The sequence below is a fragment of the Mucilaginibacter auburnensis genome, from assembly GCF_002797815.1.
Lineage (GTDB): Bacteria > Bacteroidota > Bacteroidia > Sphingobacteriales > Sphingobacteriaceae > Mucilaginibacter > Mucilaginibacter auburnensis.
Genome location: NZ_PGFJ01000002.1, coordinates 1,164,628 through 1,189,499, shown reverse-complemented (window position 1 = coordinate 1,189,499; position 24,872 = coordinate 1,164,628). Strand labels below are relative to the sequence as shown.

The window sequence follows — 24,872 nt, the reverse complement described above, 5'->3', positions numbered from 1 at the left end:
TTATTGGCAAAAAACAGGCATATTTGCAGCAAACAGATAAAATTACTGCATGAGCTTATTAGTTATTGGTACTGTAGCGTTTGACGCACTTGAAACTCCCTTTGGTAAAACCGATAAAATTGTTGGCGGCGCGGCTACCTATGCCGGTCTGGCCGCATCTTATTTTTATGATAAGGTTAAAATTGTAGCCGTTGTTGGCGATGATTTTCCGCAGGAAAACATTAAGGAGTTTAATGAGCATGGTATTGATACTGAGGGGCTACAGATAAAAAAAGGCGAGAAATCTTTCTTTTGGAGCGGTAAGTATCATAATGATATGAATACCCGCGACACCTTGGTTACGGAGTTGAATGTATTGGCTGATTTTGACCCGATCATCCCCGATAGCTACCAGGATTGCGAATACCTGATGTTGGGTAACCTAACGCCTAAGGTGCAGCAAACGGTAATTAACCGCATGAAAAATCGGCCGAAGCTAATCGTAATGGACACCATGAACTTTTGGATGGACATTGCCATGAATGACCTGTTAGATACCATAAAAATGGTTGATGTATTGACCATTAATGATGCAGAAGCTCGCCAGCTGTCAGGAGAATATTCATTGGTTAAAGCAGCTCGTAAAATATTGACCATGGGTCCTAAATACCTCATTATTAAAAAAGGTGAACATGGCGCGTTGTTGTTTGGCGAGGATAAAATATTTGCAGCGCCTGCATTGCCGTTAGCCGAAGTGTTTGACCCAACCGGTGCCGGTGATACATTTGCCGGAGGCTTTATTGGTTACATGGCCAAAGTGGGTACCGTTAACTTCAACAACATGAAGAACGCTATTATATTCGGTTCGGCCCTGGCTTCATTCTGCGTAGAAAAATTTGGCACTGAGCGCTTGATCAACTTATCTCAGGAAGAGGTAGCCTCCCGTGTGCAGGAGTTTGTGAGCCTTTCTTCTTTTCAAATAGAGGGATAGGCACCTTAAGAATTTAGTTAAATTATCATCCTGAACGGAGTGAAGGATCTTATAAAACCGTGCTGACAGAGCAACGGGTTAGCAAAGCGTATAAGATCCTTCGCTATCGCTCAGTATGACAGGCATTTTGAATATAATAAGTTAACTGCAAACTAAGAACTGCGCACTGCTAACTACTTCAACTTCCCCACCACATCCAGGTTCTGAAAAACCCATTCATCGTGTGGGGCATCGGCCAGTTCGGGAGTGAGGTCTTGGCCCGCCCAATGCTCATAGTGTTTACCGTTCTTCCATAAGCGGCTTCGGCTTACATCGTATATCAAACCTTTATAAGCTATCCAAACTTCGGGTTTGTCTTGTCCGTTTCGTAAGGCTAATTGAGAGCGGGTATATTCTGGCAACGTTCCGTTCATCGCCTTAAAAACTCAAATTTGCCACTCGGTTCTAACCGCATAATGGTTGATGGCTTTTTAATTTCGGTGCTGTGTTGTTCCAGGTCAACAACATAATCAACCCCATTGATGATGGCATCATCAATCTGCCCAAAGTATTGTGGCGATGGTTGTCCGCTAATGTTAGCGGAAGTTGATACCAAAGGTTTACGCATGCGTTGTATTAACTGCTGGCAAAACTGATGCTGGCAAACGCGTATACCCACGCTGCCATCCGCAGCTATCAGTGCCGGCGATATATTCTTTGCACCCGGCATCACCAAAGTAAGCGGACTCTCAGCATACTCAATTAGGTTATAGGCCAGTTCAGGCACTTCCTGTATATAGCTTTGCAGTTTGTTATCGGTATCTAACAGAATGATCATGCTTTTGGCCTCATCACGCTGTTTCAACGCGAAAATGCGTTTAATAGCATCCGTGTTGGTGGCATCGCAGCCTATACCCCAAATGGTATCGGTAGGGTAAAGGATAATTCCTCCTTCCTGCACAACTTTAAAAGCTTTGGCAACTTCGTCTCTAAGCATGGTTCAAATATACGCTCATGGCGTTAATAATCCGCGTTTCATCCAACAACTGCATGCATTTGGGTATGCCATACAGTTTACAAACGTTTCGCACGCAAGGCTCGCAAGCAAGTTGCCCCGCGCGTATCACAGTTAAATTATCTGCATTATATGGTGCGGTGTTATGTTCATTTCCCGCACCAAAAAGCGCTACAACAGGCAAACCAACACCGTTAGCCAAATGCGCCGGACCAGAATCTGTACTTAGCAAAACCTTTGCGCTTACCATTAAGTTGGCCAGCGTAACAAGCGTAGTTTTACCACAAAAGTTACTGATGCGGTCGGTGTTTTCTGCACCTTCCAACAAGTCCTCCACATAAACAGCATCTTTAGGCGAACCTATCAACCCAAAGCGCTTATTAGGAAAAGTTTGGGTAATTAGATTCAGCAGGGCTTTTCCCTTATCCAAAGGCATACGCCGCGACTCAGCTTCCGAATTGAAATTGAGTAGAATAAGGTCGTTTTTGGTTTGCGGTTCGGGTTGTAGTCCAACTATTTTATCGGTAATAGTTTTTCCGGTAAACTGCTCTAATAAGGCCAGGTATTCATCAACCCTGTGCACATTTTTGGGCCTGCGGCAAACTTTGGTGAGCAGAAAAAAGCCGCCTTCTTTACTAAACCCAATGCGCTTTTTAGCGCCGGTAGCTTTGCCCATCAATGCGGCTGAGAGCGAATCGGGCAGGGTAAAAAATATATCGTAGTTCTCTGCCCGTAAAGATTTACCAAAACGGTAAACACCGCCTAAGCCGGGATATTGTTGCTTGGAAAAAGAATGGATGTTGTTAATGCCCGGAATAAGGGCGGCTACAGAACTGAGCTCTTTTTTGATGATAACATCAATCACAGCGTCAGGATAAAGCTGCCTAACTGCGTTCAGGAACCCGGTGCTCATCACCACATCGCCCAACCAGTTTGGCAGCCTTATGAGTAGTTTCATCTTGATCAGATATGAGATTTGAGATTTGAGATGTGAGACAGATTAAAATCTCACATCTCATGTCTCAAATCTAATTTAAACCGCTACATTATTTTCCCTCAAAGCATCGTTCAATGAGGTTTTTTTGTCGGTTGATTCTTTACGTTTACCTATAATTAAAGCGCATGGTACCTGGAAATCACCTGCAGGGAATTTTTTGGTGTATGAACCCGGAATTACTACCGAACGTGCAGGAACACGGCCTTTATACTCAACCGGTTCAGCACCTGTAACGTCAATAATTTTGGTTGATGCGGTTAATACCACATTGGCGCCTAAAACAGCTTCACTTTCAACATGTACACCCTCAACAACAATTGCGCGTGAACCAAGGAAGCAGTTATCCTCAATAATAACCGGAGAAGCTTGTACAGGCTCTAATACACCACCAATACCCACACCACCACTCAAGTGAACATGCTTGCCAATTTGCGCGCATGAACCTACTGTTGCCCAGGTATCAACCATAGTGCCTTCGTCAACAAAAGCGCCAATATTTACATAGCTCGGCATCATAATAACACCTTTAGCCAAATGCGCGCCGTAACGGGCAATAGCATGAGGCACAACACGCACGCCGGTTGCTTTGTAATCTTTTTTAAGTTTCATTTTATCATGAAACACAAACGGACCAACTTCAATTTCTTCCATAGCGCGGATAGGGAAGTATAATATAACCGCTTTCTTGATCCAGTCGTTAGTGTGCCAGATGCTACCCATTGGTTCAGCCACGCGTATTTCGCCTTTGTCAAGGCGTTCAATTACGGTTTCAATAGCGCTTATGTATTCGTTGTAACCAAGCAGGGTACGGTCTTCCCAGGCTTGCTCTACCAGTTTCTTTAATTCTTGCATTGGATATGTTAAAAGTTTGCGGCAAATTAACGGATTTTTGAGCAGATTTGTTTGATAGGTTAAGTCAATAGATGTAATTAAGGCGTTGCCTGCGGCCCGCGCTATCCGCTCATACTGCGCAGGCCTTAGCCACTGGCCGGTATCCGCTACTATCGCTAACGCATTGTCTGAACCATGATTTGTTGGATTAATAAGATTTTAGGATTTTTAAAATGTTCTTGTAATTTACAACAAATTGTAAAATCATAGTTAAGGCAGTTTTAGAAAATAGCTACCCTCCGTTATAAAGCTTATGATGAATTGAAATTTGTAACTTTCGCCAAACTAATCTATCGTGAACCTGCTCAAATTAATAACTACAGATAATGCGCCAACCACACTGCTAATCCGTTTGGTTGTAGGTGGCGTTTTCTTGTCAGAAGGAATACAGAAGTTTTTATTCGCTAAAGCACAGGGAGTGGGCCGTTTTGAGAAGATAGGTTTACCCAATGCGGAGGTTTTAGGTCCTTTTGTTGGCACAACAGAAATAATTTGTGGATTGTTGATATTGATAGGCTTACTAACTCGCTTTGCCGCAATACCGCTCATCATTATCATGCTGGTGGCCATTACTACCACTAAAATACCTATGCTTGAGGACGGAGGCATATGTAAAATGCTGCACGAAAGCCGTACAGATTGGGCTATGCTGCTTTGCAGTATTTTTTTATTGATGAGAGGGGGTGGGGCGTTTTCTTTGGATAGGAGGGTATGAACAACCATTTGCATCATTCACCGGCTTCCCGTAAAACACGTTCCAATATCGATGACGATATACGGAAATTAATTTGTTGAATACGGTCGAAATACGGCCGCAATAAAGTTATAACTTCGTTGTTTTTTGCTATATTAATAGACCAATAGTGCCAATGACCCTTAATCCTAAATTTTCATCAAAGCGTAATGTAGAAGTTCAAGTGCTCCGAGTTTTCTTAGCAGACAAAAGCAACTGGTATCTGTTATAATAATTTTAGAACTTTTGTGCATCATTGATTGCGAGGTTGGCGCTATCATCAAAAAAATTTACGCCATATTTTGATAGCAATTCGGCAAAGTCCCACTTGTCCATACCAACCATATCAGCTGCTTGGCCTAAAGTAACTTTTCTTCCTTCATATAGTTTTGCGGCCAGAAAGCGCACTGTTTCTTCATGCTCATTTTCCAATCTTTCCGGAACGTTCAAAGTTAAAGTAGTCATGAGTTAACATTTTTTATAAAAATACCAGAAATCATTTAAATAACATAGCGTTTATATATACAACGAAGTGTTGACTATTTATGTATAACAACTTTGCTGTTCTGAAAAATCAAAAGGTTAATTTTGCAACATCATGCCCGAAAAAGAAAAACTACGAATAGATAAATACCTGTGGGCCATACGCCTGTTTAAAACCCGAACGCTGGCATCTGATGCTGTAAAGGCTGGGCGCGTAAAGCTGGATGGCAACAATATAAAACCATCTCACGAGGTGCGCCTGGGCGAAGTGTATCAGGTGGCTAAAGGTCCGGACCGTAAGGTAATACGGGTGGTAGGTTTGTTAGAGAACAGGGTTGATGCTAAAACTGCCGTTGGCTTTTATGAAGATATTACGCCTGTTGAACAAACGCATGCCTTCAGGTCTATGTTCCATGCGCCTGTGTTGAGCCGGGACAGAGGCACCGGTCGCCCCACCAAACGCGACCGCAGAGAAATAGATGATCTGAAAGATGACTATTTTGATAAGGAGGAGAACACAGAAGAATAAACCGGTCGTGCCGAATTATTTCGGCATCCCACAGATAGGCGAACGTTGGTAAGTTAGGTGAGGTACTGAAACAAGTTCAGCATGACCTCAGTAACTTTGTTTGTTGCCGTCTTTATCCCACAACTTAAACACAGCCAACGCTTCATCCCGCATCAATTGCTCATGGTCAATTTTGCGGTCGTCCATTTTTAGGGCTAACTCCTGATAAATAAATTCGTCGTCAAAGCCAATATTGGCAGCATCATGCTTGGTGTTGGCGTAAAATAGTTTATCAATCCTGGCCCAGTAAATAGCGCCCAGGCACATAGGGCAAGGTTCGCAGCTGGCGTAAATGTAGCAACCACTCAAATCAAATGTGTTAAGTTCTTTACAAGCCAGCCTGATGGCAGCAACCTCAGCATGGGCAGTGGGGTCATTATCAGGTACTACGCGGTTGGCGCTTTGAGCCACAATCTCGCCATCTTTAACTACAACGGCTCCAAATGGTCCGCCAAGTCCTTTTTCTACATTGTGTTGTGATAGCGCAATAGCTATCCGCATAAATTTTTCGTGATCCATTTTCGTCAGATGCAGGATTTAAGATGCAAGAATTAAGATAGCTAATTAACTCAAGTATTAATTAGATGTTTTACCGGAAAAAAGAAACCCCGGCCAACAGCCGGGGTTTGTATCTAAACATCATCTGCACATCCACAGATCAGAATAATTATTTTTTGTCTTTAGCGTAAGCGTCATTCAGTTTTTTCAAAACATCGGCAGTTACGTCTAAAGTTGTATCGCCATATAAAACGGTAGGGTTAGCTCTTGAGTAAGTAAGAACCATTTTATAGCCATTTTGCTTAGCATAACCTTTGGTGAACTCAGCAATTTTTTCGTACAATTTGTTGGCTTCAGTGCCTTGCTCATTCTGTAATTCGGCAGCAGCATTTTGTTGGTATTGCTGTAATTCCTGTTGCTTACGTTGCAAACGCTGCTCGGTACTTGCACGTTGATCGGCACTCATGGTATTGGCATTTCTTTGGTATTCTGCAACCTCACGCTGAAAAGCCTGACCGCGTGAATTTAGGTCGCTATCTGCATTTTTGCCTTTGCCTTGCAATTTTGTATTTACGTCTTTCGCGTATTCATATTTAGCCAAAAGCGTATCCTGGTTAACAAATACAATGGTTTCTTTAGCTGTACTACCTGCTGATGCAGCAGTAGCCGGGGCATCGCTTTTTTTCTCGTTGTTACAAGCAGCAACGCTAACTGCAACTAATACGCCTAAAGTGATCTTGTTGAAAATAGAACCTGTGGTTTTCATTTATATTTTACTGTTATTGATAATGTTAAAAGCACGCTGATATGCCTGTTTTTGTAAAAAAAATTTCACAAATATAATCTTTCGCTCCAAGTATCCTAATACTAAAACACCATACACACCACACGGTCATTTTTATCAACATTAGTAAATGTTAGGGTACTATTTTGTACCTTTGAAGGTTATTGTTTTAACCAATTTATGAGCGAAGAAAATCAGGACAAATCGAATTACTCGGCAGATAATATACAGGTTTTAGAAGGTTTAGATGCGGTGCGCAAGCGCCCATCCATGTACATTGGCGATACAGGCGTTAAGGGTTTGCATCACCTGGTGTATGAGGTAGTTGATAACTCTATTGACGAGGCCCTTGCCGGTTACTGCGATACTATAAATGTTACTATACACGAAGGAAATTCTATTACCGTAGTTGATAACGGCCGTGGTATCCCAACTGGCATCAACAAAAAAGAGAATAAATCAGCCCTTGAAATTGTAATGACAGTGCTGCACGCAGGCGGTAAATTTGATAAGGATACCTACAAGGTATCTGGCGGTTTACACGGTGTGGGTGTAAGTTGCGTTAACGCGCTGTCAACCCACGTAAAAACTGTGGTTTACCGCGAGGGCAAGATTTTCACACAGGAGTATGAGCGCGGTAAGCCGTTGTTTGATGTGAAAGTAATAGGTGAATCTGATAAAACAGGTACTACCCAAACTTTCCAACCCGACCCGGAAATATTCCAGTTAACAACCGAATACAAGTTTGATACGCTTGCCGCCCGTTTACGCGAATTGGCTTACCTGAATAAAGGTATACGCCTTACCCTTACAGATGAGCGCGTACCTAACGAGGATGGTACTTTCCTGAGTGAAGAGTACTATTCAGAAGGAGGATTAAGCGAATTTGTTAAGTTTTTAGATGGTACACGTACCTCTATAATCCCTGAACCGATTTATGTGGATGGCATAAAACAAGGTATACCTGTTGAACTTGCGCTACAATATAATGATACCTACTCAGAGAACGTATTCTCTTACGTAAACAACATCAATACCATTGAAGGCGGTACACACGTTGCAGGTTTCCGCCGTGGTTTAACCCGTACTTTAAAAAGCTATGCTGATAAAGAAGGTTTATTGAAAAATCTCAAGGTAGAAATATCAGGTGATGACTTTCGCGAAGGTTTAACTGCCGTTGTTTCTGTTAAAGTTCAGGAGCCTCAGTTTGAAGGCCAGACAAAAGGTAAACTGGGTAACAACGAGGTGATGGGTGCTGTTGATCAGGCTGTAGGAGAGATTTTAGGTAACTACCTGGAAGAGCATCCGCGTGAAGCTAAAATGATAGTTCAGAAGGTTGTTTTGGCGGCTACTGCACGTGCTGCGGCACGTAAAGCACGTGAGTTGGTACAACGTAAAAGCGTAATGAGCGGTTCGGGTCTGCCGGGTAAACTGGCCGATTGCGCTAACAGTGATCCAGCGCTTTGCGAAATCTACCTTGTCGAAGGTGACTCGGCGGGTGGTACTGCCAAGCAGGGTCGCAACCGCGAGTACCAGGCTATATTACCGTTGAGAGGTAAAATTCTGAACGTGGAGAAAGCCATGGAGCACAAGATTTACGAGAACGAAGAGATCAAGAACATGTTTACCGGTTTGGGTGTTAGCCGTGGTACACCCGAAGATGATAAAGCATTGAACCTTACTAAACTCCGTTATCATAAAATTGTGATCATGACGGATGCGGACGTTGACGGCTCGCACATTACAACGCTGATTCTAACTTTCTTCTTCCGCTACATGAAAGAGCTGATAGAAGCCGGTTACGTTTACATTGCATCGCCGCCACTTTACCAGGTTAAAAAAGGTAAGGAAATGGAATATTGCTGGAACGATGAGCAACGCGATGCGGCTATTCAGCGCTTAAAAGGTGCTGGTAGAGAAGACAGCGTGCACGTACAACGCTACAAAGGTTTGGGTGAGATGAACGCAGAGCAGTTGTGGGAAACCACCATGGACCCGGCCCGCCGTACCCTCAAAAAGGCGACTATTGAAAATGCGGCTGAGTGCGACCACACCTTCTCTATGTTAATGGGCGATGAGGTTGCCCCTCGCCGCGCATTTATTGAGAAGAACGCGCGTTATGCGAGAATAGATACGTAAGCGACCTACATATTATAATTCAGCCCCTGGTCCGGAAAGATTGGGGGCTGTTTGTTTTGAGGAGCTTAGATCAGATCAAATGCTCGGGCATACTGGCTCAGCTCAAAAAATGAGGACGTACCCAATTTTTTGCGGATATTTTTACGGTGCGTTTCAACCGTTCCTATTGATATGAACATGGCTTCCGCCGTTTCCAGAGCGCTCTTGCCTAAAGCTAAATGTTGTAATACTTCGCGTTCACGTTTGCCCAACTTGTCGAATAAGTGAAAGTTCCGGCGCAAAAAGTTGTTTTCTTCTAACAGCCTTTCAGCTTTGGCTGTCATGTGGTGCATCGGATCAATGGGGAAGGCCAGTGTTATTCCCAGCAATGGTTTGTCGTACTCATCACGCAGTAAAACCATGGTGCTGGCCATGTGCCATTTCCAGTCGGTATGTTCATGGAAGCGTACCTGCTGAAAAAGCGTACATATCTCATCGGCTATATTCCGGTCAAGCAACCCAAAAATTTTCGGGGCATAATCTGCAGAATCCTCTGGATTGAAGTACCTTTTGTAATACTCTCCGGGCGGCAAACTGGTTATTTCCTCAAGCGTCACGCCCAGGTTTTTTAATCCCCTGTTTGACATCCATGCCACGGTCCAGTCGCGCAGGTCGTGTATAATGGTAACACCTGGTAATTTGTCGGCAAAGGCAGCTATTTCGGCTATACTTTTATTGATTTTGTGGGTTACGGCTTTCGGGGTATTCATTTAAAATTGCAGTGCTTAAATATATTTAAACACTGCAATTTTACCTAAAACCAGGGGGTGTATACAGGGTGATTTCACCTGAACGCATAGGTAATTTAACCAATGCGGCGTTTACCACTATAAACTCATCTTGCAGAATAGCTGATCTTGAAAATTGTACCCTTAATGTCATCAGCAACGTATAGCGCCCCGTCAGGGCCTTGTGCCAATCCGGTTGGGCGGTATTGTATGCTTACGCTGCCGGTTTCGGTACCCGAAAAGTTGTCGGCAAATATTTCCCAATTGCCTGATGGTTTACCATTTTTAAACGGTACAAATGCCACCAGGTAGCCCTTTTTCATTTCGGGCGATTGTGCGTGAAAGGCCATGAACGCCCCGTTGCGGTATTTTGCCGGGAACATTTTGCCGGTATAGAACAGCAGATCATTAGGGGCAAAGTGAGCGGGGATGATCACCTGTGGTTCAAGGTATTTCACATCCGGCGACTTTTTACCGTCGCCGCCATACTCCGGCGACTGCACATATTTGTTTTGAAAGTTATCATAATAGGCAAAGGGCCAGCCGGCATCAACACCTTGCTTTAGTTCGTACAGCGCTTCGGCGGGTAGCTGCGCTACCTGTTGAGATGTATAATATTGCGGATATTTATTGTCTAAACTTCGGCCATGCTGTGTAACAAACACCGTTTTAGTAACGGGGTTAATATCTATCCCTACTGAATTTTTAACGCCTGTGGCAAACCGCATACCATCACCAAAAGTTTGGTTGGGCTTGTCGGCTTTGAATTTCCATATGCCACCAACCGAGTCGCGCAGCGGGCAACCCGGAATGCCAACAATGCTGCCCGGCGCGCGGCAAGCATCAGAGTAGGAGCCAATAGCCACATACATATTGTTGCTATCATCAATCACAAACGATTTCGCATTGTCGGCGCGTTTATCTACCAATCCGCTAACCAGTAACTCCGGTTTTTCAGTATCAATTACCTCGTTTTTATCATTCAGTTTATAACGGTATACCCCGCTGTTTGACGAGGAGTACAGGTAGCCATTCTTAATTTTAATACCTGTGCCGGGATAATCGCCAAAGCCGGTTTTGGTTTCAAATATGCCGTCTTTGTTATTATCCGTAAGGTAATACAAGCCTTTGCGGTTGCGTACGTTGTTCATCTTTACATACAGGTTGCCGTTAGCCGTTACCACCAGGTGCCTAACCGGCCCAAGCGAATCAGCAACAATGTTAGCCTGAAAGCCCTGCGGTAATTTAATGGTTGGGGCAGGCGGAAGTTGCTGCTGTAGTTGCGTAATTGTTGAGCTGGTTAAACATGCCAAAGCAGCTATGCCAACCGCTATGGGTAAAATATTTTTCTTCATTATAAATTAGTTATTGGGTTAGCTAAATATAGCTAATGAAAAGTATGCAGCAAGTGCATAACATTTGTTTTACATGGGTTGGGGGTGGTTAATCCGCGTGCTAACCCCTCCCTGCCTTTGCACACAATTCAGCCGCACCCCTCCCCGAGGAGGGATATGTGTCAGACGTAATTGTAATAAATGAAAAAATATAGTTAAGCGATTCCCTCCTTGGGGAGGGTAGGGAGGGGTTGATCCGCATGCTAACCCCTCCCTGCCTTTGCACACAATTCAGCCGCATCCCTCCCCGAGGAGGGAAACGTAGTAGGTTAAGAAGGAACTTGTATAAGCGTTCCCTCCTTGGGGAGGGTAGGGAGGGGTTGATCCGCGTGCTAACTCAAAGCAGCTATCGCCACCGCCCACGCATAATCCCCATCATGCGTAATACTCAAACTCACATTGATGTGTGCCAAGGCAGGTTGGTGCAAAACCACATGGGGCCTGCCGCCAATTTTTTCACGGATGATCTCGATGTTTTTCCAGCCGGCGGTGCTTTTGTCTAATTGTTTTACGGCTTTGTAAACGGCTTCTTTGGCGGCCCAGGTAGAGGCATAACGTAATAGCGAATCGGCAAACTGGTCGCAGTAAGCTATTTCCTGTTCGGTGTATACTTTGTTTTTAAAGCCGGGGGTAAGGGAAGGTTCAAAACCGGGTACAAATACCAGATCATTACCCACGGCAAATTGTTGTTGGGCTAAGTTTTCAAGGGTTTCAGCGAGCTTTTTCTCCATCTACGCCAATCCCCATAATGTTAAAGCCGCCATCAACAAAATGTATGTTGCCGGTAACCCGTTTTGATAGGTCAGAGAAATAGTAAAGCGCGGCATCGCCCACATCGCCGGCGGTAACATTACCCAGCGGTGCTGTAAACTTGCCAATTTTACGCAGGGTACGTACACCGTTTATGCCTCCGGCAGAGGTAGTCATTACCAATCCAGCAGAAATAGCGTTAACCCGTATACTGCGCTCGCGGAAATAACTGGCAAGGTAAAGCATAATATTTTCCAGCGCAGCCTTGCAAATAGCCATACCTGCATAGGGCGGAAATACGCGTTGTGAAGCGTTGTAAGTTAAGGTAAGTATAGAGCAATCATCAGTACAAAATTTTTGCACCACGCGGGCAACACGCAGCAGCGAGTAGGCGCTAATGTTAAAGGCATCCATAAACTCCTCAAACGGAATGTCAATGTACTCCGGTGCGGGTTCGTCAACGCCGGGAATGGTGTAGCACATTACTTTCTGACTGCCAAAAGCCACACCATGCAGTACATAGTTTATCGGCCCAAGGGCGTTGTGTGTAGCTTTAACAAAAGCGGTGATTTGTTCTTCGTCGCGCACATCAACTTCGGCAGCATATTGCGGGTCCATGCCGTTTTGTTCCATCAGGTGCAGCACCTCGTTTTTGGTATCGGCCATGTAGCTTAGCGCCACTTTGCAGCCGGAACGGTGCAGCTTTAAAGCCACATCCCAGGCAATAGAACCTTCGTTACGTACACCAAAAACTACAGCTACTTTCCCGGTATTGTTGATCATGTTAAATGTCTCTTGAAATGGCAATGGCGCTGTTGGTGCCGCCAAAGCCGTAGTTGAGGCAAACTATCTGGTTTATTTCTTTATTAACCGACTGTTGCGGTATCAAATCTCTGTATTCCGACACAGGCTTCATTGGTCCGGCCCAACCTTCTTTTAACTGGAAGTGTTCCAACTCCGGGTTTAAGGTGTCAGAATTCACACAAGGCGATACCTTTTGCTTATCAAGCATTTGCAATGCCGCGATAAACTCTACCGAACCCGCCGCGCCCAGCATATGCCCAAACTGCGATTTTGGCGCCGATATATGATAACCCGATTCACCCAATACAGCTGCAACGCTTAACAACTCTATAATGTCTCCGGTAGGGGTAGAGGTGCCGTGCATTTTTACTACATCCGGTTTTATTTGCGTATTGGCCGAAAGCCCCGCCCAAAGGCGCTGCTGACCTCTAAATGATGGCGCGAACATATCGCCGTCGCCGTCAGAGTTATTAAAGTATTCGTCAATTACCGCGTAAATTTTAGCGCCGCGTGCTTTGGCCATTTCATATTCTTCCAAAGCAACAATACCGCTGCCGAAAGAGCATACAAAACCATTGCGGTTGAGATCAAACGGACGGGAGCTTTGCTCGGGACTAAAGCCTTTGCTCAGCACCTGCATGGCATCAAAACCAATAAAGGTTTCTAAAGCGGTGCCTTCAACGCCGCCGGTTATGGCCCTGTCCTGCAGTCCGAATTTTATTAAACGATACGCGTAACCAATGTTACCCAAGCCTGTAGCACAGGCAGAAACAATAGCCTCGCAAACGCCGCGGTTTTTTATAAAGCACGATACATTGGCCGCCTCACGGTAGCCCATGGCACGGTCAACCGTGTGCGAACCTGCCGCACGGGTTTTTTTGCCCTCTTTAAAAAAGCCATGCCATGCTATGCGTGATATTTCAGTACCACCACCACCTGAACCAATAACAACCCCGGTTCCTTCAGAACGCACTTCGGCTTCGGTCCAGCCGGCCATGTCAATGCACTCTTTAGCGCCTATCATGGCCCAAATGCTGCCCAGATCGGCGGTAGAGAGGTTAATATCAGGTATGCGTCCCTGGCGGTCAATAAAAGTTTCGGGGTACTCTTCAGATATGGTACCATATATCGGTTCAATATCCATTTCCTCGGGAGTGATGTAACCGGCCACGTTTGAGCGTACCTGTTTACCATAAGCCGCTGCCTTGTCCCATAAACGTATCATGCTTTCGCCGGCAAACAGCTTGTTGCTAAAATCATCAAGCCCTTTGCAGGTAGGCACAGCAGCGCTCATGCCCACAACTGCTACTTTTCTCCCTTGTACAGGCATTGTTAACCTCTTTCTTTTGCTAAAATGATCAGATCTATAACATCTTTTACTTTTGAGCCTAACTTGTCAATGTCTTCGTCTTCAAACTCCACATCAAATTTTTGCTCAACTTTAACAGCTATGTTGATCAGTTCGGTACTTGGAGCGTTCATATCTGCCAGAAAATCGGTTTCTTCGGTAACGCCTTCCAGTTTAGCCGGATCAATGGTTCTTACCGTTTTTAATACTTCTATCAAATCGGTAAGTATTTGTTGTCTATCTTCCTGAGTATAGTTTTCCATGCTGTTTTATAGAGAGTTAAAAATTTCCTTTTTAATAGCCACGCCTGTAATGTCAAACAGTTCGGCTATCAGTTTAAAATCATTAGGCAGATCGTACGCTAACAAACGCTCGTCGGTAAAGTTTTTAAAGTAAGCATCAATATCAAACCCGGCAGGTACACGGTATATCCTTCCGTCGCAGATCATCTGCCTGAACTTATAAAACTTGATGATACCAATGTTAACAAATGTTTGTCCCTTTTCCAAATAGTTATGGAAGGTAACGTTGCCAACGTGAGTAAAAACCGGTGTGAAATCTTTCTCCAGATCTTTGGGTTTAAGGTTTTGTTTTTTGCATTGCGAGAAAGTTCCGCAGGAAGCTATACTGGCCTGCGCGAATGATTCGATCTGATCTACTCCCCTGAAAATACCGAAATGGTCTTTTACATCCCGCTCTTTAGGGGTATAACTTGCAACCACGCCAACCTTTGGCGAATGATAATGGTAGCGGTCAATTAAACGTTTTGTTGGTCCGTGAAGCAACCAGTCTTTTGGCTGCTCACCTACTAAAGTATCTGCTAAAACAATATTGGTATTGGGCATTGAAATTAAAATAAACCTCCGTTAATATGTATGTTGGTTCCGTTGATGTAAGAAGCTTTTTCTGATAGCAGAAAGCAAACCGTTTCAGCTACATCTGCAGGTTTTCCCAAACGTTTGGCCGGGATCATGTTGAGGTATTTTTCTTTTATTTCATGCGGAATATTGGCCGTCATATCAGTTTCGATATACCCCGGCGAAACACACAGCACCCGGATGTTATGGTCTTCGCCTAAAGCAGCGGCTTCCTGGGCTAATGATTTCGAGAAAGCAACCAAACCGGCTTTGGTAGCGGCATAAACCGCCTGAAAAGCATTGCCGCTTTCGCCCACTATTGAGCTCATGTTGATGATAACCCCACCGCCATTGGCACTAAAAAGCTTCATCACCGTTTTGCAGATCATGATGGGCGCTTTAAGGTTAACCTGCATCATGGCGTCAATGTGTTTTTCTGATTGATAAATGATGGAATTATCAAACGTTAAACCGGCATTGTTGATCACCCCATACAATTCGCTGCCGTGTTGTTTTTTAAGCTGCTTACAAAAATCCGCTACCTGCTCAGCATCGGAAAGATCGGCACAAAGAATGTCGGCACCCGGGATGGTTTCCGTAAAGCTTGACGGAGATGAAGCGTGCAAAATAAGCTGATAATCAGCAGCTAAAAGTTTTGCTATAGCCAGCCCAAGTCCTCTGCTTGCCCCTGTGATAAGTACCTTTTTCTTCAATGTTGTTGTGGTTGAAAATGTTCAGCCAAGCTGATTTAAAAAAGCCTCGCTAATATGGTTTTAAAGATAAATACTTTTTGAGCGAATATTTTAATACTTGCAATTTGTTTTACATAATGACGGCATACTAACAAACTATTGATTAAAAAGTTGCCAAAAACGAAAAAAGCTCCCCATTATTGGAGAGCCTTTCAGTTTTCATAGGGTTATGCTTTTATAAAATTGTGCGTTTAATACCCATTTCCAGTCCGCGTAATTCGGCTAAGCCTTTCATACGACCGGTTACTGAATAACCCGGATAAGTATTATAACGGTAATCATCTAAAATTTTATGGCCATGGTCAGGGCGCATCGGGATGGCAATGTCGGTACGGCCGCTGTCTGAACGTTTTTTCTGTTCTAAAATGATGGCTTTCATTACGGCGTACATATCTGTAGTGCCTTCCAGGTGGTTATCTTCATAAAAACTGCCGTCGGCCTCGCGTTTAACATTACGCAGGTGGATGAAGTGGAAATGCTGACCCAAACGCTCAACAATACCCGGCAGATCATTATCAGCACGGGCGCCTAATGAGCCTGTACAGAAAGTTAAACCATTGCTTGGCGATGGTGCAGCTTCAACCAAAAACTTCAGATCGGCTTCGGTTGATACGATACGTGGTAAACCTAAAATAGCAAATGGTGGATCGTCCGGGTGGATGCACATCTTAATGCCCAACTTCTCTGCATCAGGGATAATAGCCTGCAGGAAGTAAGCCAGGTTAGCTTTTAATACATCAGCGGTAATCCCTTCATATTTTTTAAGGTGACCTTTGAATTCTTCAATAGTGAACACATCAGTAGTTCCCGGCAAACCGGCCATAATGGTGTTAGTGAGTAATTTTACTTCGTCAGTGGTAAGCGTATCTAAATACTCCTTAGCAGCTTTTTGCTGTTCAGATGTAAACTCATTGAATGCTTCGGGGCGTTCAAGGATGTACAGATCAAAAGCATGCAGGGCACGTGCCTCATAGCGCAGCGCAGACGCATCATTAGCTAAGCGGAAATCTAAATTAGTACGTGTCCAATCCAGTACCGGCATAAAGTTGTAGCAAACGGTATAAATACCTTGTTCCGCTAAGTTTTTAAGGGTTTGGATGTAGTTTTTTATAGCTTCATCGCGGCCCGGACCAGCAGTTTTTATGCTTTCATGAATATTAACGCTCTCTACAACAGACCATGTTAAGCCTGCCGCCTCAATAATATCTTGGCGTTTCTTAATTTCTTCAGGGCTCCATACTTCGCCCGGTTGAATATGGTGTAGCGCGTTTACAATGCCGGTAGCGCCGGTTTGCCTTATGGCCGCCAGCGTTACATCATCATTAGGACCGAACCAGCGGAATGTTTGTTCTAAATTTGCTATCATTTTGTTATGATATATTTTCTTCTCAATAAAAATTAAAAACCTATAGAGTTACCACCGTCAACAGGTAAAACTACACCGGTGATGTATTTGGCAGCATCAGATGCAAGGAAATAAACAGCCTCGCCAATATCCTCAGGAACACCTAAATAACCCATTGGCGTACGGCCCAGTACTTTAGCTTTGCGCTCCGGATCATTATCTAACGCTTTTGACGACATGGCTGTTTTAATAAAGCCCGGTGCAACAGCGTTAACCCTGATACCTTTTGGCGATAACTCAACTGCCATTGCTTTGGTCATGCCATCAATAGCTGTTTTAGATGCGGTGTAAGCAATAACGTAAGGTATGCCATATTGAGCAGCCATTGAGCTGATGTTAACAATGGTGCCTTTACCTTTTGGCAGCATGGTTTTAACCACCTCGCGGCTCACGGTAAATACCGAGTTTACGTTAGTTTGTACTATGCGTTGAAACTCTTCGTCGGTTACTTCCTCAAATTTCTTTTTCAGGTTGATGCCCGCGTTGTTCACCAAAATATCAATGGTGCCAAACTCAGCTTCAATTTCCTGAACAAGGGCCGGTATAGCATTCAGGTCGCTTAGGTCGCAAACTTTGTAGCTGCAAAGTTCGCCTAATTCTTCGGCGGTTTGTTTCAGGTTAGCCTCGTTACGGCCAACTATTATGGTTTTAATATTCTGGGCAACAAACTTTTTTGTGGTTGCCAATCCTAAACCCGATGCACCACCTGTAATAACAGCTACCTGGCCATTTGTTGATAAAGACATTGTTTATATTGTTTTAGATGACGAATAGCTATTCGTCCAGTGTAAAATCGGCACCAATATAGGCACGTTTTAACGCATAACTAAAACAATCGTGCTACTTTTTATACTAATACGATTTAGTTAACAGACAATGGGTTGTAAAATGAGACCGCGTAATTATTTGCTTAAAACCTTCGGTATAAAAAAGCGTTTGATAAAATGGTTGATTTTTAACAATGTACTGCGCCGAATAAAAAAGCGATGGGGGAGCCCATCGCTTTTTTGTTCGGGTTATCATTTTGAGTAACTGAGTTGTCATTCTTCGCTAAGCGATGGGTTAGCAGGGCGTATAAGATTCTTCACTGCGTTCAGAATGACAAATTTTTTTTGGAGGCCATTCCATGATATCGCTATTCATAAAACGCCACTGCGGATTTTCTTCATTTATAAGTTTTTCTTTTTTTGCACGGAGCCATCCCTTGATTTCCTTTTCTCTTTCGATAGCATGATTAACGTATTGGTGACGTTCATACCAAACCAAATAATAGCATTTATACTTATTCGTAAAGCTATCTTTATTACCTACCCCATAATAGTGTTCATACAATCTTCTCTCCAAATTATTTGTGACACCAACATATAAAACTTTCTTGCTGGCTGTGGTTAAAATGTAAGTGTAAAAGTTGTACTGCCGCATTATCAAGAGATTATATTGTCATTCTGAACGCAGTGAAGAATCTTATAAAACATGCTTTACAAAGCTACGTTTAGCAAAGCGAATAAGATTCCTCGATATTGCTCAGTATGGCAGTAAGATAACTAGAAATAGATTGTCATTCTGAACGCAGTGAAGAATGTTATAAAACATGCTTTACAAAGTTACGTTTAGCAAAGCGCATAAGATTCTTCGCAATGATAGAAAAATCATTTCTTCCCCTTTTGATACGCCGCCACTTGTTCAGCCACATCAACCATGGGTGCCACCCAAATGTCTTTTTCATTATTTTTTAAGTAATGAAGCAACTTGCTGTGAGCAGCCAGGCTCACATTAATGCTGTGACCACCTCCAACTCCGTGAAACAGAAATACAATAAGCGTGTGCGATTGCTGTGCTTTTTTAACCAGTTCTATTAGTTCATCGCCGGTTTGGTTGCTGATCATGTAACTGTTAATGTCGCTCAGGTTTACATCACCTGCTGCTTTCATACCACCGGTAACACCACGCGCGCCTGCAAAATCTTTTTCCAGTTCTTTATAAAAGAATACACCGTTAACGGTCAAATCGCCGCAAGGGTAGGCAAAGGTTCTGCTGTCTTTTCCATCAATAGCTTTGAGTAAAGTGTTGTTAATGCGCACTTCATCAACCGTACGGGCCACGCTGTACTTAGCCAGGTCATGCTCAGGGTTTACAAAGCTGCGGCCGGGTTTACTGCCATCGCATGGGTGAAACAGCGCGTGGTTGCCTAACTCGTGGCCGTTAGCTGCAATTTTCTTCCATTCGGCCATACGCTTGTCAATAACCGGCGATGAGCCTATCAAATAAAAAGTCCCTTTTAAATTAAGCGAATCCAACGCAGGGGCTACGTTATCAATGTCTATATCAATGGCATCATCATAGGTGAGTACCACCGCGCATTGCTTATTGTTCCATACTTTGGTGTCTTGTGCAACGGCACATACAGTTGTGCCCATCAGCATTAAAAATGCAGCGGTTGTAAACTTTATACTTCTCATGTTGGTTTATTGGCTTTAGGGCTACAAATTACAATGTTCTGAAATTATTTAATGCAAGACGTGTATGAAAATATCGAAAACGAATGCGGAGTTTATTCTGTAGCTTAATTGTAAATTTCTGTTTTAAAATAAAAAAAAACTAATATTGCATAACGTGCCGCCGCCTATGGCTGCGCTTATTATTGTTGAATTAAGTAATCAATAACCAATTAAACTAAAAATGAATAAAGCATTCACATTGTCGGCATTTGCGTTAATGCTGGCTATTGCTGCCTGTCAGGGTAACAACAAGAAAGAAGTGTCAGATTCTTCAACCACCGCTGTTCAGGACACCGGCAAAAAGTATTTGGCTCAACCCCTTATCAGCAACATTTATACTGCCGATCCGTCAGCGCATGTATTTAACGGTAAAATTTACATTTACCCATCGCATGATATTGAAGCAGGAATAGCACAGAATGATAACGGCGACCATTTTGCCATGAATGATTATCATATTTTATCAATGGATGATATAAACGGCAAAGTAACCGATCATGGTGTAGGCTTAGCTGTTAAAGATATTCCATGGGCGGGCCGCCAGCTTTGGGCTCCCGATGCTGCATATAAAGAGGGTACTTACTTTTTGTACTTCCCTGTTAAAGATAAAAAAGATATTTTCAAAATAGGCGTTGCTACATCTAACAAACCAGAAGGTCCGTTCAAAGCCGAGCCGCAACCAATTGCAGGCAGCTACAGTATTGACCCTGCCGTGTTTACCGATACTGACGGAACCAGCTACATGTACTTTGGTGGTATATGGGGTGGCCAGTTACAACAATGGAAAGATGGTAAACGCGTAAACGAATCAAAAACCGATCTGGAGAAACCTGATGAGGCTGCTATCAGCTGCCGCGTGGTTAAAATGAGCAAAGACATGAAAGGCTTTGATGGTAAAGTTCAGGATGCTGTTATATTGGATGAAAACGGCAAGCCACTGTTGGCTAAAGACCATGACCGCCGTTTCTTTGAGGGTTCATGGATGCATAAATACAACGGTAAATATTACTTTACTTATTCAACCGGCGATACACACTTTTTATGTTACGCAATAGGCGATAGCCCAATGGGACCGTTCAAATATGGTGGTAAATTTATGGAGCCTGTTGAAGGCTGGACCACTCACCACTCCATTATTGAGTGGAAAGGTAAATGGTACATTTTCTACCACGATACTCAACTATCCGGCAAAACACACTTGCGCAATATCAAGGTTACTGAGTTAACCCACAATGCTGATGGTAGCATTGCGTTGATCAAACCGTAATTGATATTTAAATAAGACTAAAGCCCGGTGATTAAATTCACCGGGCTTTTTTTATTAACCTTTCTCAACAATTTCGCGCACCATCTGCCTTATTTTAAGGCTCACCGGTTGGCTTCGTTTGGGCAGCGTTTGAGTAAATATTATGCCGGCCAGGTGTTGTTTTGGGTTTTGCCAGGGATGGGTGCCAAACAAACCCGGACTACTGCTTTCCGCAACTGATCCGTCAGCATTTAAAACATCCAGCCAGTTGCCTAAGCCATACCTTACAGAACGCACAGGCGGTGTAGCATAAGGATTGGCCGGAAACGGCGTTCCTTTAATGAGCGCGCCGCGGGTTTGGTCGGTCATCATCAATTTAACAGTCGTTTCGCTTAACACCTGCTTCCCTTCAAACACGCCTCCATTAGCCAGCATATTTAAAAAGTTAATATAGTCTGCTGCCGATGTGGTTACCCCGCCTGCCAGTAACGGGTTTTTTGTGCTGAGCTGTTTGTACACCGCCTGCATCTGGCAGGGGCGACCAATTTTTTCGTCAAAGATGGCTTGCCAGTTTTTACCGGTAACAACCTCGGCAATGCGCCCTGCTATTTGCATGGAAGTACTGCCATAGTTAAAAACGGAACCCGGTTTGTTAGCCAAGGGCGTTTTTATGGCGATGGAGTCGGCGGCCTGAGCCAGCGTCAGGCCGGGGCGATATTCAAATTTTTGCCTTAAAGGTTGCACCGCGCCTTCATCTCCGGCAAAACCTGCCGTGTGCGAGAACAATTGCCTGATGGTGATATTGCCCTTGCCGTATTTGGAGTAGAGTGGCAGAAATTTGCCAACCGTATCATCAAGGGCTATCTTTTTTTCGTCAATAAGCGCTGCAATAACCGCAGCGGATAACCACTTAGATGCCGAGGCAATACCGTAATTGGTTTTAATGGTCATGTTCACCTCTTTCCGGTAGATTACCTTGTTATTCTGCATGATCAAAACGGCTACATGGTTATTGTAGGCGCCCATGTTTTGCTCAATGTATTTGTCAACTGCCGAAAAATCATAACCGCTGCCTGCTTGTGGTTGCGGGTTGATGCTACCACACAACAGCAGCAAGATGAACGGCACAACAGCCACTATAATACTCCTGCGCATACCCTTATCAGTTTTTATTGGCTTGCCTTAATTCTTTCAGTTCATCGCGCATCTCATCCTTAAAAGTAGCGTAGGTTTTAAACTGATCGGCAGTTAATACCTTTTTCATTTCGGTATCGCGGGTTGCAGTTAGCTGTTTCATCTTTTGAAATTTGGCTAAACGGCGGTCAGAACTTTGTTTTAAAGCTACAAGGCCCGTAAGGTATACCGAATCAATGCTGCGTACCTGCGGGGCCTGCTGCTCGCTCAGGTTCAGTTTTTCGCGATACGTTTTAAAGCGGTTAAGTAACTCAGTGCGTTGCTCGGCGGTAAGTTTTGACTGTGCCTTAGCTTGCGATAAGCCGAAGAATGCGGTAACAAGGCAGATCAAGAGGGTCTTTTTCATAATGAACTTAATTTTTCAGTTAATGTGTTTCAAAATTCAATATAATGACGATGGCAGTGCCGCATAGGTGTCACCTTAAAACAAAAAAAGCGCGACGGTCAGGTCGCGCTTTTTTTGTTTTATATGAAAGGTTTAGGTAGTTATTTTCCTTTGTTAATTGCCTGTATTTTTTTTAAAACCTCATCGGCGTTAAAATCTGATAACAGGATGTTATAATCTTTCCAGAATTTTTCACCGCCGCTGCTTTTGTAATTATTGATGCTTTCGTTACGGCCAATATTACTCTCAATAGGCTCTTCGTTGGTGTCAATCTTGGTTATCTGGTAGTTGAATTTTATTTGCGCGTTGTAGTTGTCTTTTGGCGATGGGCCGCTAACCGTAATAGCATCGCTGCCCTCAACCGAAGCCAGCACCCATTTGTTGTTTACCTGCTGATAATTTACCCGCATATGGTCAGCGGTCATTTTTAGGCCCACACCACCAATGGTTACCAATGATTTTAATACGAAGTTGTTTTTAGCAGGCGTTGCCAGCCCCGCAGGACTCAGCCCATAATCAAAATACAAAAAAGCGTAAGTTTTAGTATCAATAAACATTTGTCCGCGATAGGTGTCTTTGGTTTGTCCGGGCTTTTCTTTAAAGTCAACCTGGTAAGCATCTCTGCCATTAATATCAACAATGCCGTTCACTTCAAACTCATGGCGTTCAATGCCTTCCTCATTTAAAAAACCGCAGGCCGGCAGGTGGTTCACAATGTCCTGCTCAAAAATAGTATTGGGGCGCTGGCCAAACTCAATTGAGCTGAAGTCTTTAGTGTTTTTTTCATTTCGGGCCTTAGCCAGTTTAAACAGGTCGGCACGTTTATCGCCGTAGCCAAAGTTAAACACATCAAAAACAGCTTCTGATAATTGTAGCGGTACATCTTTTTTATAGGTATACATGCGGTAAAAACCACGCAGCAGGTGTTGCTGATTAATGTTATTTTGAGGGATGCGCGAAATAGCTTTTTGAATGATCTTTACCGCATCATAATGCGTGATAGTAACCTCCAATAATTCAGTATTGCTTACGGCCAACTTTATTTCAAGCGACTGTCCGTCTTTTAGATTGGCGATAGGAATGTGGTCTGTTTGATAACCAATGCACGATATATTTAGTGTATCCTGAACGTTGGCGGTTGGGATATGAAGAATGAATAAGCCATCCTGGTTGGTAGATGTGCCAATGCCTTTATTGTTGATGCTTACAGTTGCCTGCCTTATAGGCGTGCCACCTTGTTCAGTAACCTTACCATTAATAATAAACTCGCCTTTTTGCGCAAATGCCGAGTAGCTAAGCACGATAGCGGTGAGTATAAAAAGCAGGTAAAAAATAAATTTATTCATGGCTTTGGTTTAAAACATAAGCAAGGTGAACAAAATATATTTTCAAAAAAATTAATATAGACCATGCAGTACTTTTAATCGACCACACACAACTATTCTACGATGAGTCATAAACTCATGGTGCAAACAAAAGCCCCGTTCATTGTTGAGCGGGGCTTTTAGTCACTATTTCAGGTTCTGTTTAAAAAAGTCGATGGTGCGGGTCCAGGCCAGTTCGGCGGCGGCTTTATCATACCGTGGCGTGGTATCGTTATGAAAACCGTGATTGGCGTTCTCATAAATAAAAGCCTGGTACTTTTTACCGTTCTCTTTTAAAGCGGCTTCATAAGCCGGCCACCCGGCGTTGATACGGGTATCTAAAGCGGCGTAGTGCAACATTAGCGGCGCTTTTATTTTGGGTACATCAGCAGCTGCAGGTTGACCGCCATAAAATGGTACGGCGGCGGCTAAGTCGGGTTCTCTAACAGCCAGCATGTTGGCTATGCCACCGCCGTAGCAAAAGCCCACCACACCAACTTTGCCGTTGCAATCCTTATGGTTTTTAAGATACTCGAAGCCTGCAATAAAGTCTTCTTCCATTTCTTTGGGGTTGCGTTTGGCCTGCATAGTGCGGCCCTCATCATCATTGCCCGGGTAACCGCCTAAAGGCGACAGCGCATCGGGAGCCAGGGTAATAAAACCCGCCAAAGCGGCCCTGCGGGCCACATCTTCAATGTAGGGGTTAAGGCCGCGGTTTTCATGAACAACCAGTATGCCGCCTAACTTGCCTTTGGCATCAGCGGGTTTTGATAACAAGGCCTTTATGGTCCCCCCGCCTTTTGGCGATGGGTAATTAATAAATTCTGATTTTAAGCGGGCATCATCGGCCTTGATCTGGATGTTGCCTTTATAATCGGGCATTAAAAAACTCATCAGCGAGCTAACTGTCAGTCCGCCAACTGCATAAAGCGATAATCTTTGCATAAAATCGCGGCGGTCAACACGGCTGTGGGCATAATCGTCGTACAGATCAAATACTTCCTGTTTAATGTCTTCTTTGTTTATCTGGCTCATAATAAAAGGCTTTGCT

At 43.8% G+C, this 24,872-nt stretch carries 29 protein-coding genes; 5 read left to right on the top strand and 24 right to left on the bottom strand.

The window, feature by feature from the left end; translation table 11 throughout:
• Positions 1-49 precede the first annotated feature (49 nt).
• The gene (locus CLV57_RS15895) at positions 50-970 is read left to right on the top strand and encodes a PfkB family carbohydrate kinase (RefSeq protein ID WP_100342367.1); all 921 of its coding nucleotides are present in this window, start codon (positions 50-52) and stop codon (positions 968-970) included.
• A 173-nt stretch (positions 971-1,143) separates the two neighbouring features.
• Here CLV57_RS15895 and CLV57_RS15890 read toward each other — a convergent pair whose 3' ends face one another.
• The 4 genes from CLV57_RS15890 to CLV57_RS15875 form a co-directional block, all read right to left on the bottom strand.
• Entirely contained in the window at positions 1,144-1,383 is a 240-nt protein-coding gene (locus CLV57_RS15890; protein WP_100342366.1) for a cytochrome b5 domain-containing protein, read from the bottom strand.
• On the bottom strand, positions 1,380-1,946 hold the full coding sequence (locus CLV57_RS15885; protein ID WP_100342365.1) for an L-threonylcarbamoyladenylate synthase: 567 nt from the start codon (positions 1,944-1,946) through the stop codon (positions 1,380-1,382). Before CLV57_RS15885 ends, CLV57_RS15890 begins: the two co-directional genes overlap by 4 nt.
• Positions 1,939-2,922 (bottom strand): glycosyltransferase family 9 protein, encoded by a 984-nt coding sequence (locus CLV57_RS15880; protein WP_100342364.1) that lies wholly within the window; start codon positions 2,920-2,922, stop codon positions 1,939-1,941. The genes CLV57_RS15885 and CLV57_RS15880 overlap by 8 nt, the downstream gene beginning before the upstream one ends.
• Before the next feature lie 75 nt (positions 2,923-2,997).
• The gene (locus CLV57_RS15875) at positions 2,998-3,813 is read right to left on the bottom strand and encodes a 2,3,4,5-tetrahydropyridine-2,6-dicarboxylate N-succinyltransferase (protein WP_100342363.1); all 816 of its coding nucleotides are present in this window, start codon (positions 3,811-3,813) and stop codon (positions 2,998-3,000) included.
• A 334-nt stretch (positions 3,814-4,147) separates the two neighbouring features.
• Between CLV57_RS15875 and CLV57_RS15870 the strand changes: the two genes are divergently transcribed.
• Positions 4,148-4,567, top strand: coding sequence for a DoxX family protein (locus CLV57_RS15870; RefSeq protein WP_100342362.1), 420 nt, complete (start codon positions 4,148-4,150; stop codon positions 4,565-4,567).
• 13 nt (positions 4,568-4,580) lie between these two features.
• Here CLV57_RS15870 and CLV57_RS18775 read toward each other — a convergent pair whose 3' ends face one another.
• Positions 4,581-4,700: a DUF3368 domain-containing protein gene (locus tag CLV57_RS18775; protein WP_394339448.1), complete on the bottom strand. Its 120-nt coding sequence runs from the start codon at positions 4,698-4,700 to the stop codon at positions 4,581-4,583.
• A 122-nt stretch (positions 4,701-4,822) separates the two neighbouring features.
• Positions 4,823-5,050: a UPF0175 family protein gene (locus CLV57_RS15860; RefSeq protein WP_100342360.1), complete on the bottom strand. Its 228-nt coding sequence runs from the start codon at positions 5,048-5,050 to the stop codon at positions 4,823-4,825.
• 133 nt (positions 5,051-5,183) lie between these two features.
• Here CLV57_RS15860 and CLV57_RS15855 point away from each other — a divergent pair, with 133 nt between their 5' ends.
• Positions 5,184-5,597, top strand: coding sequence for an RNA-binding S4 domain-containing protein (locus CLV57_RS15855; protein ID WP_100342359.1), 414 nt, complete (start codon positions 5,184-5,186; stop codon positions 5,595-5,597).
• 87 nt (positions 5,598-5,684) lie between these two features.
• On the opposite strand, the gene CLV57_RS15850 is transcribed toward CLV57_RS15855, so the two are convergent.
• Together CLV57_RS15850 and CLV57_RS15845 are read right to left on the bottom strand one after the other, a co-directional pair.
• A complete protein-coding gene (locus CLV57_RS15850; RefSeq protein WP_211290082.1) occupies positions 5,685-6,155 on the bottom strand; it encodes a nucleoside deaminase in 471 nt (156 codons plus the stop codon).
• Positions 6,156-6,303: 148 nt separating this feature from the next.
• Positions 6,304-6,900 carry an OmpH family outer membrane protein gene (locus tag CLV57_RS15845; protein WP_100342357.1) on the bottom strand — a complete coding sequence of 199 codons (597 nt, stop codon included), beginning with the start codon at positions 6,898-6,900 and terminating at the stop codon, positions 6,304-6,306.
• Positions 6,901-7,098: 198 nt separating this feature from the next.
• Here CLV57_RS15845 and gyrB point away from each other — a divergent pair, with 198 nt between their 5' ends.
• Entirely contained in the window at positions 7,099-9,057 is a 1,959-nt protein-coding gene (gene gyrB, locus CLV57_RS15840; RefSeq protein ID WP_100342356.1) for a DNA topoisomerase (ATP-hydrolyzing) subunit B, read from the top strand.
• Positions 9,058-9,122: 65 nt separating this feature from the next.
• Here gyrB and CLV57_RS15835 read toward each other — a convergent pair whose 3' ends face one another.
• The 12 genes from CLV57_RS15835 to CLV57_RS15780 all read right to left on the bottom strand — a co-directional run bounded on the left by CLV57_RS15835 (position 9,123) and on the right by CLV57_RS15780 (position 19,593).
• Positions 9,123-9,806, bottom strand: a complete 684-nt coding sequence (locus CLV57_RS15835) for a helix-turn-helix transcriptional regulator (RefSeq protein WP_100342355.1) — start codon at positions 9,804-9,806, stop codon at positions 9,123-9,125.
• Positions 9,807-9,931: 125 nt separating this feature from the next.
• Positions 9,932-11,179 (bottom strand): PQQ-dependent sugar dehydrogenase, encoded by a 1,248-nt coding sequence (locus tag CLV57_RS15830; protein ID WP_100342354.1) that lies wholly within the window; start codon positions 11,177-11,179, stop codon positions 9,932-9,934.
• Between the two features lie 371 nt (positions 11,180-11,550).
• Positions 11,551-11,949 carry a holo-ACP synthase gene (locus tag CLV57_RS15825; protein WP_100342353.1) on the bottom strand — a complete coding sequence of 133 codons (399 nt, stop codon included), beginning with the start codon at positions 11,947-11,949 and terminating at the stop codon, positions 11,551-11,553.
• The gene (locus CLV57_RS15820; RefSeq protein WP_100342352.1) at positions 11,930-12,751 is read right to left on the bottom strand and encodes an enoyl-ACP reductase FabI; all 822 of its coding nucleotides are present in this window, start codon (positions 12,749-12,751) and stop codon (positions 11,930-11,932) included. The genes CLV57_RS15825 and CLV57_RS15820 overlap by 20 nt, the downstream gene beginning before the upstream one ends.
• 1 nt (position 12,752) lies before the next feature.
• The gene (locus tag CLV57_RS15815; protein ID WP_100342351.1) at positions 12,753-14,102 is read right to left on the bottom strand and encodes a beta-ketoacyl-[acyl-carrier-protein] synthase family protein; all 1,350 of its coding nucleotides are present in this window, start codon (positions 14,100-14,102) and stop codon (positions 12,753-12,755) included.
• 2 nt (positions 14,103-14,104) lie between these two features.
• Positions 14,105-14,383 (bottom strand): acyl carrier protein, encoded by a 279-nt coding sequence (locus CLV57_RS15810; protein ID WP_100342350.1) that lies wholly within the window; start codon positions 14,381-14,383, stop codon positions 14,105-14,107.
• A gap of 6 nt (positions 14,384-14,389) precedes the next feature.
• Complete coding sequence (locus CLV57_RS15805; RefSeq protein ID WP_100342349.1) at positions 14,390-14,965, bottom strand: hypothetical protein; 576 nt, start codon at positions 14,963-14,965, stop codon at positions 14,390-14,392.
• A gap of 5 nt (positions 14,966-14,970) precedes the next feature.
• A complete protein-coding gene (locus tag CLV57_RS15800) occupies positions 14,971-15,690 on the bottom strand; it encodes an SDR family oxidoreductase (RefSeq protein WP_100342348.1) in 720 nt (239 codons plus the stop codon).
• Between the two features lie 214 nt (positions 15,691-15,904).
• A complete protein-coding gene (uxuA, locus tag CLV57_RS15795) occupies positions 15,905-17,095 on the bottom strand; it encodes a mannonate dehydratase (RefSeq protein WP_100342347.1) in 1,191 nt (396 codons plus the stop codon).
• Positions 17,096-17,127: 32 nt separating this feature from the next.
• Positions 17,128-17,880 carry an SDR family NAD(P)-dependent oxidoreductase gene (locus tag CLV57_RS15790; protein ID WP_100342346.1) on the bottom strand — a complete coding sequence of 251 codons (753 nt, stop codon included), beginning with the start codon at positions 17,878-17,880 and terminating at the stop codon, positions 17,128-17,130.
• 316 nt (positions 17,881-18,196) lie between these two features.
• Positions 18,197-18,556 (bottom strand): GIY-YIG nuclease family protein, encoded by a 360-nt coding sequence (locus CLV57_RS15785; protein ID WP_100342345.1) that lies wholly within the window; start codon positions 18,554-18,556, stop codon positions 18,197-18,199.
• Between the two features lie 227 nt (positions 18,557-18,783).
• The gene (locus CLV57_RS15780; protein ID WP_100342344.1) at positions 18,784-19,593 is read right to left on the bottom strand and encodes a polysaccharide deacetylase family protein; all 810 of its coding nucleotides are present in this window, start codon (positions 19,591-19,593) and stop codon (positions 18,784-18,786) included.
• A gap of 220 nt (positions 19,594-19,813) precedes the next feature.
• Between CLV57_RS15780 and CLV57_RS15775 the strand changes: the two genes are divergently transcribed.
• Positions 19,814-20,899 carry a glycoside hydrolase family 43 protein gene (locus CLV57_RS15775; protein WP_245857092.1) on the top strand — a complete coding sequence of 362 codons (1,086 nt, stop codon included), beginning with the start codon at positions 19,814-19,816 and terminating at the stop codon, positions 20,897-20,899.
• Positions 20,900-20,953: 54 nt separating this feature from the next.
• Here the strand turns inward: CLV57_RS15775 and CLV57_RS15770 are convergent, their stop codons facing one another.
• The 4 genes from CLV57_RS15770 to CLV57_RS15755 all read right to left on the bottom strand — a co-directional run bounded on the left by CLV57_RS15770 (position 20,954) and on the right by CLV57_RS15755 (position 24,856).
• Complete coding sequence (locus tag CLV57_RS15770; protein WP_100342343.1) at positions 20,954-22,033, bottom strand: serine hydrolase domain-containing protein; 1,080 nt, start codon at positions 22,031-22,033, stop codon at positions 20,954-20,956.
• A gap of 7 nt (positions 22,034-22,040) precedes the next feature.
• Positions 22,041-22,418: a hypothetical protein gene (locus tag CLV57_RS15765; protein WP_100342342.1), complete on the bottom strand. Its 378-nt coding sequence runs from the start codon at positions 22,416-22,418 to the stop codon at positions 22,041-22,043.
• A 140-nt stretch (positions 22,419-22,558) separates the two neighbouring features.
• The gene (locus CLV57_RS15760) at positions 22,559-23,803 is read right to left on the bottom strand and encodes a carboxypeptidase-like regulatory domain-containing protein (protein ID WP_100342341.1); all 1,245 of its coding nucleotides are present in this window, start codon (positions 23,801-23,803) and stop codon (positions 22,559-22,561) included.
• Positions 23,804-23,968: 165 nt separating this feature from the next.
• Positions 23,969-24,856 (bottom strand): dienelactone hydrolase family protein, encoded by an 888-nt coding sequence (locus CLV57_RS15755; protein ID WP_100342340.1) that lies wholly within the window; start codon positions 24,854-24,856, stop codon positions 23,969-23,971.
• Between the last annotated feature and the right edge of the window lie 16 nt (positions 24,857-24,872).

Coding starts and splice junctions, on each gene's coding strand:
- CLV57_RS15895 (WP_100342367.1), top strand. CDS start 50: ATGAGCTTATTAGTTATTGGTACTGTAGCGTTTGACGCACTTGAAACT.
- CLV57_RS15890 (WP_100342366.1), bottom strand. CDS start 1,383: ATGAACGGAACGTTGCCAGAATATACCCGCTCTCAATTAGCCTTACGA.
- CLV57_RS15885 (WP_100342365.1), bottom strand. CDS start 1,946: ATGCTTAGAGACGAAGTTGCCAAAGCTTTTAAAGTTGTGCAGGAAGGA.
- CLV57_RS15880 (WP_100342364.1), bottom strand. CDS start 2,922: ATGAAACTACTCATAAGGCTGCCAAACTGGTTGGGCGATGTGGTGATG.
- CLV57_RS15875 (WP_100342363.1), bottom strand. CDS start 3,813: ATGCAAGAATTAAAGAAACTGGTAGAGCAAGCCTGGGAAGACCGTACC.
- CLV57_RS15860 (WP_100342360.1), bottom strand. CDS start 5,050: ATGACTACTTTAACTTTGAACGTTCCGGAAAGATTGGAAAATGAGCAT.
- CLV57_RS15855 (WP_100342359.1), top strand. CDS start 5,184: ATGCCCGAAAAAGAAAAACTACGAATAGATAAATACCTGTGGGCCATA.
- CLV57_RS15850 (WP_211290082.1), bottom strand. CDS start 6,155: ATGGATCACGAAAAATTTATGCGGATAGCTATTGCGCTATCACAACAC.
- CLV57_RS15845 (WP_100342357.1), bottom strand. CDS start 6,900: ATGAAAACCACAGGTTCTATTTTCAACAAGATCACTTTAGGCGTATTA.
- gyrB (WP_100342356.1), top strand. CDS start 7,099: ATGAGCGAAGAAAATCAGGACAAATCGAATTACTCGGCAGATAATATA.
- CLV57_RS15835 (WP_100342355.1), bottom strand. CDS start 9,806: ATGAATACCCCGAAAGCCGTAACCCACAAAATCAATAAAAGTATAGCC.
- CLV57_RS15830 (WP_100342354.1), bottom strand. CDS start 11,179: ATGAAGAAAAATATTTTACCCATAGCGGTTGGCATAGCTGCTTTGGCA.
- CLV57_RS15825 (WP_100342353.1), bottom strand. CDS start 11,949: ATGGAGAAAAAGCTCGCTGAAACCCTTGAAAACTTAGCCCAACAACAA.
- CLV57_RS15820 (WP_100342352.1), bottom strand. CDS start 12,751: ATGATCAACAATACCGGGAAAGTAGCTGTAGTTTTTGGTGTACGTAAC.
- CLV57_RS15815 (WP_100342351.1), bottom strand. CDS start 14,102: ATGCCTGTACAAGGGAGAAAAGTAGCAGTTGTGGGCATGAGCGCTGCT.
- CLV57_RS15810 (WP_100342350.1), bottom strand. CDS start 14,383: ATGGAAAACTATACTCAGGAAGATAGACAACAAATACTTACCGATTTG.
- CLV57_RS15805 (WP_100342349.1), bottom strand. CDS start 14,965: ATGCCCAATACCAATATTGTTTTAGCAGATACTTTAGTAGGTGAGCAG.
- uxuA (WP_100342347.1), bottom strand. CDS start 17,095: ATGATAGCAAATTTAGAACAAACATTCCGCTGGTTCGGTCCTAATGAT.
- CLV57_RS15790 (WP_100342346.1), bottom strand. CDS start 17,880: ATGTCTTTATCAACAAATGGCCAGGTAGCTGTTATTACAGGTGGTGCA.
- CLV57_RS15785 (WP_100342345.1), bottom strand. CDS start 18,556: ATGCGGCAGTACAACTTTTACACTTACATTTTAACCACAGCCAGCAAG.
- CLV57_RS15780 (WP_100342344.1), bottom strand. CDS start 19,593: ATGAGAAGTATAAAGTTTACAACCGCTGCATTTTTAATGCTGATGGGC.
- CLV57_RS15775 (WP_245857092.1), top strand. CDS start 19,814: ATGAATAAAGCATTCACATTGTCGGCATTTGCGTTAATGCTGGCTATT.
- CLV57_RS15770 (WP_100342343.1), bottom strand. CDS start 22,033: ATGCGCAGGAGTATTATAGTGGCTGTTGTGCCGTTCATCTTGCTGCTG.
- CLV57_RS15765 (WP_100342342.1), bottom strand. CDS start 22,418: ATGAAAAAGACCCTCTTGATCTGCCTTGTTACCGCATTCTTCGGCTTA.
- CLV57_RS15760 (WP_100342341.1), bottom strand. CDS start 23,803: ATGAATAAATTTATTTTTTACCTGCTTTTTATACTCACCGCTATCGTG.
- CLV57_RS15755 (WP_100342340.1), bottom strand. CDS start 24,856: ATGAGCCAGATAAACAAAGAAGACATTAAACAGGAAGTATTTGATCTG.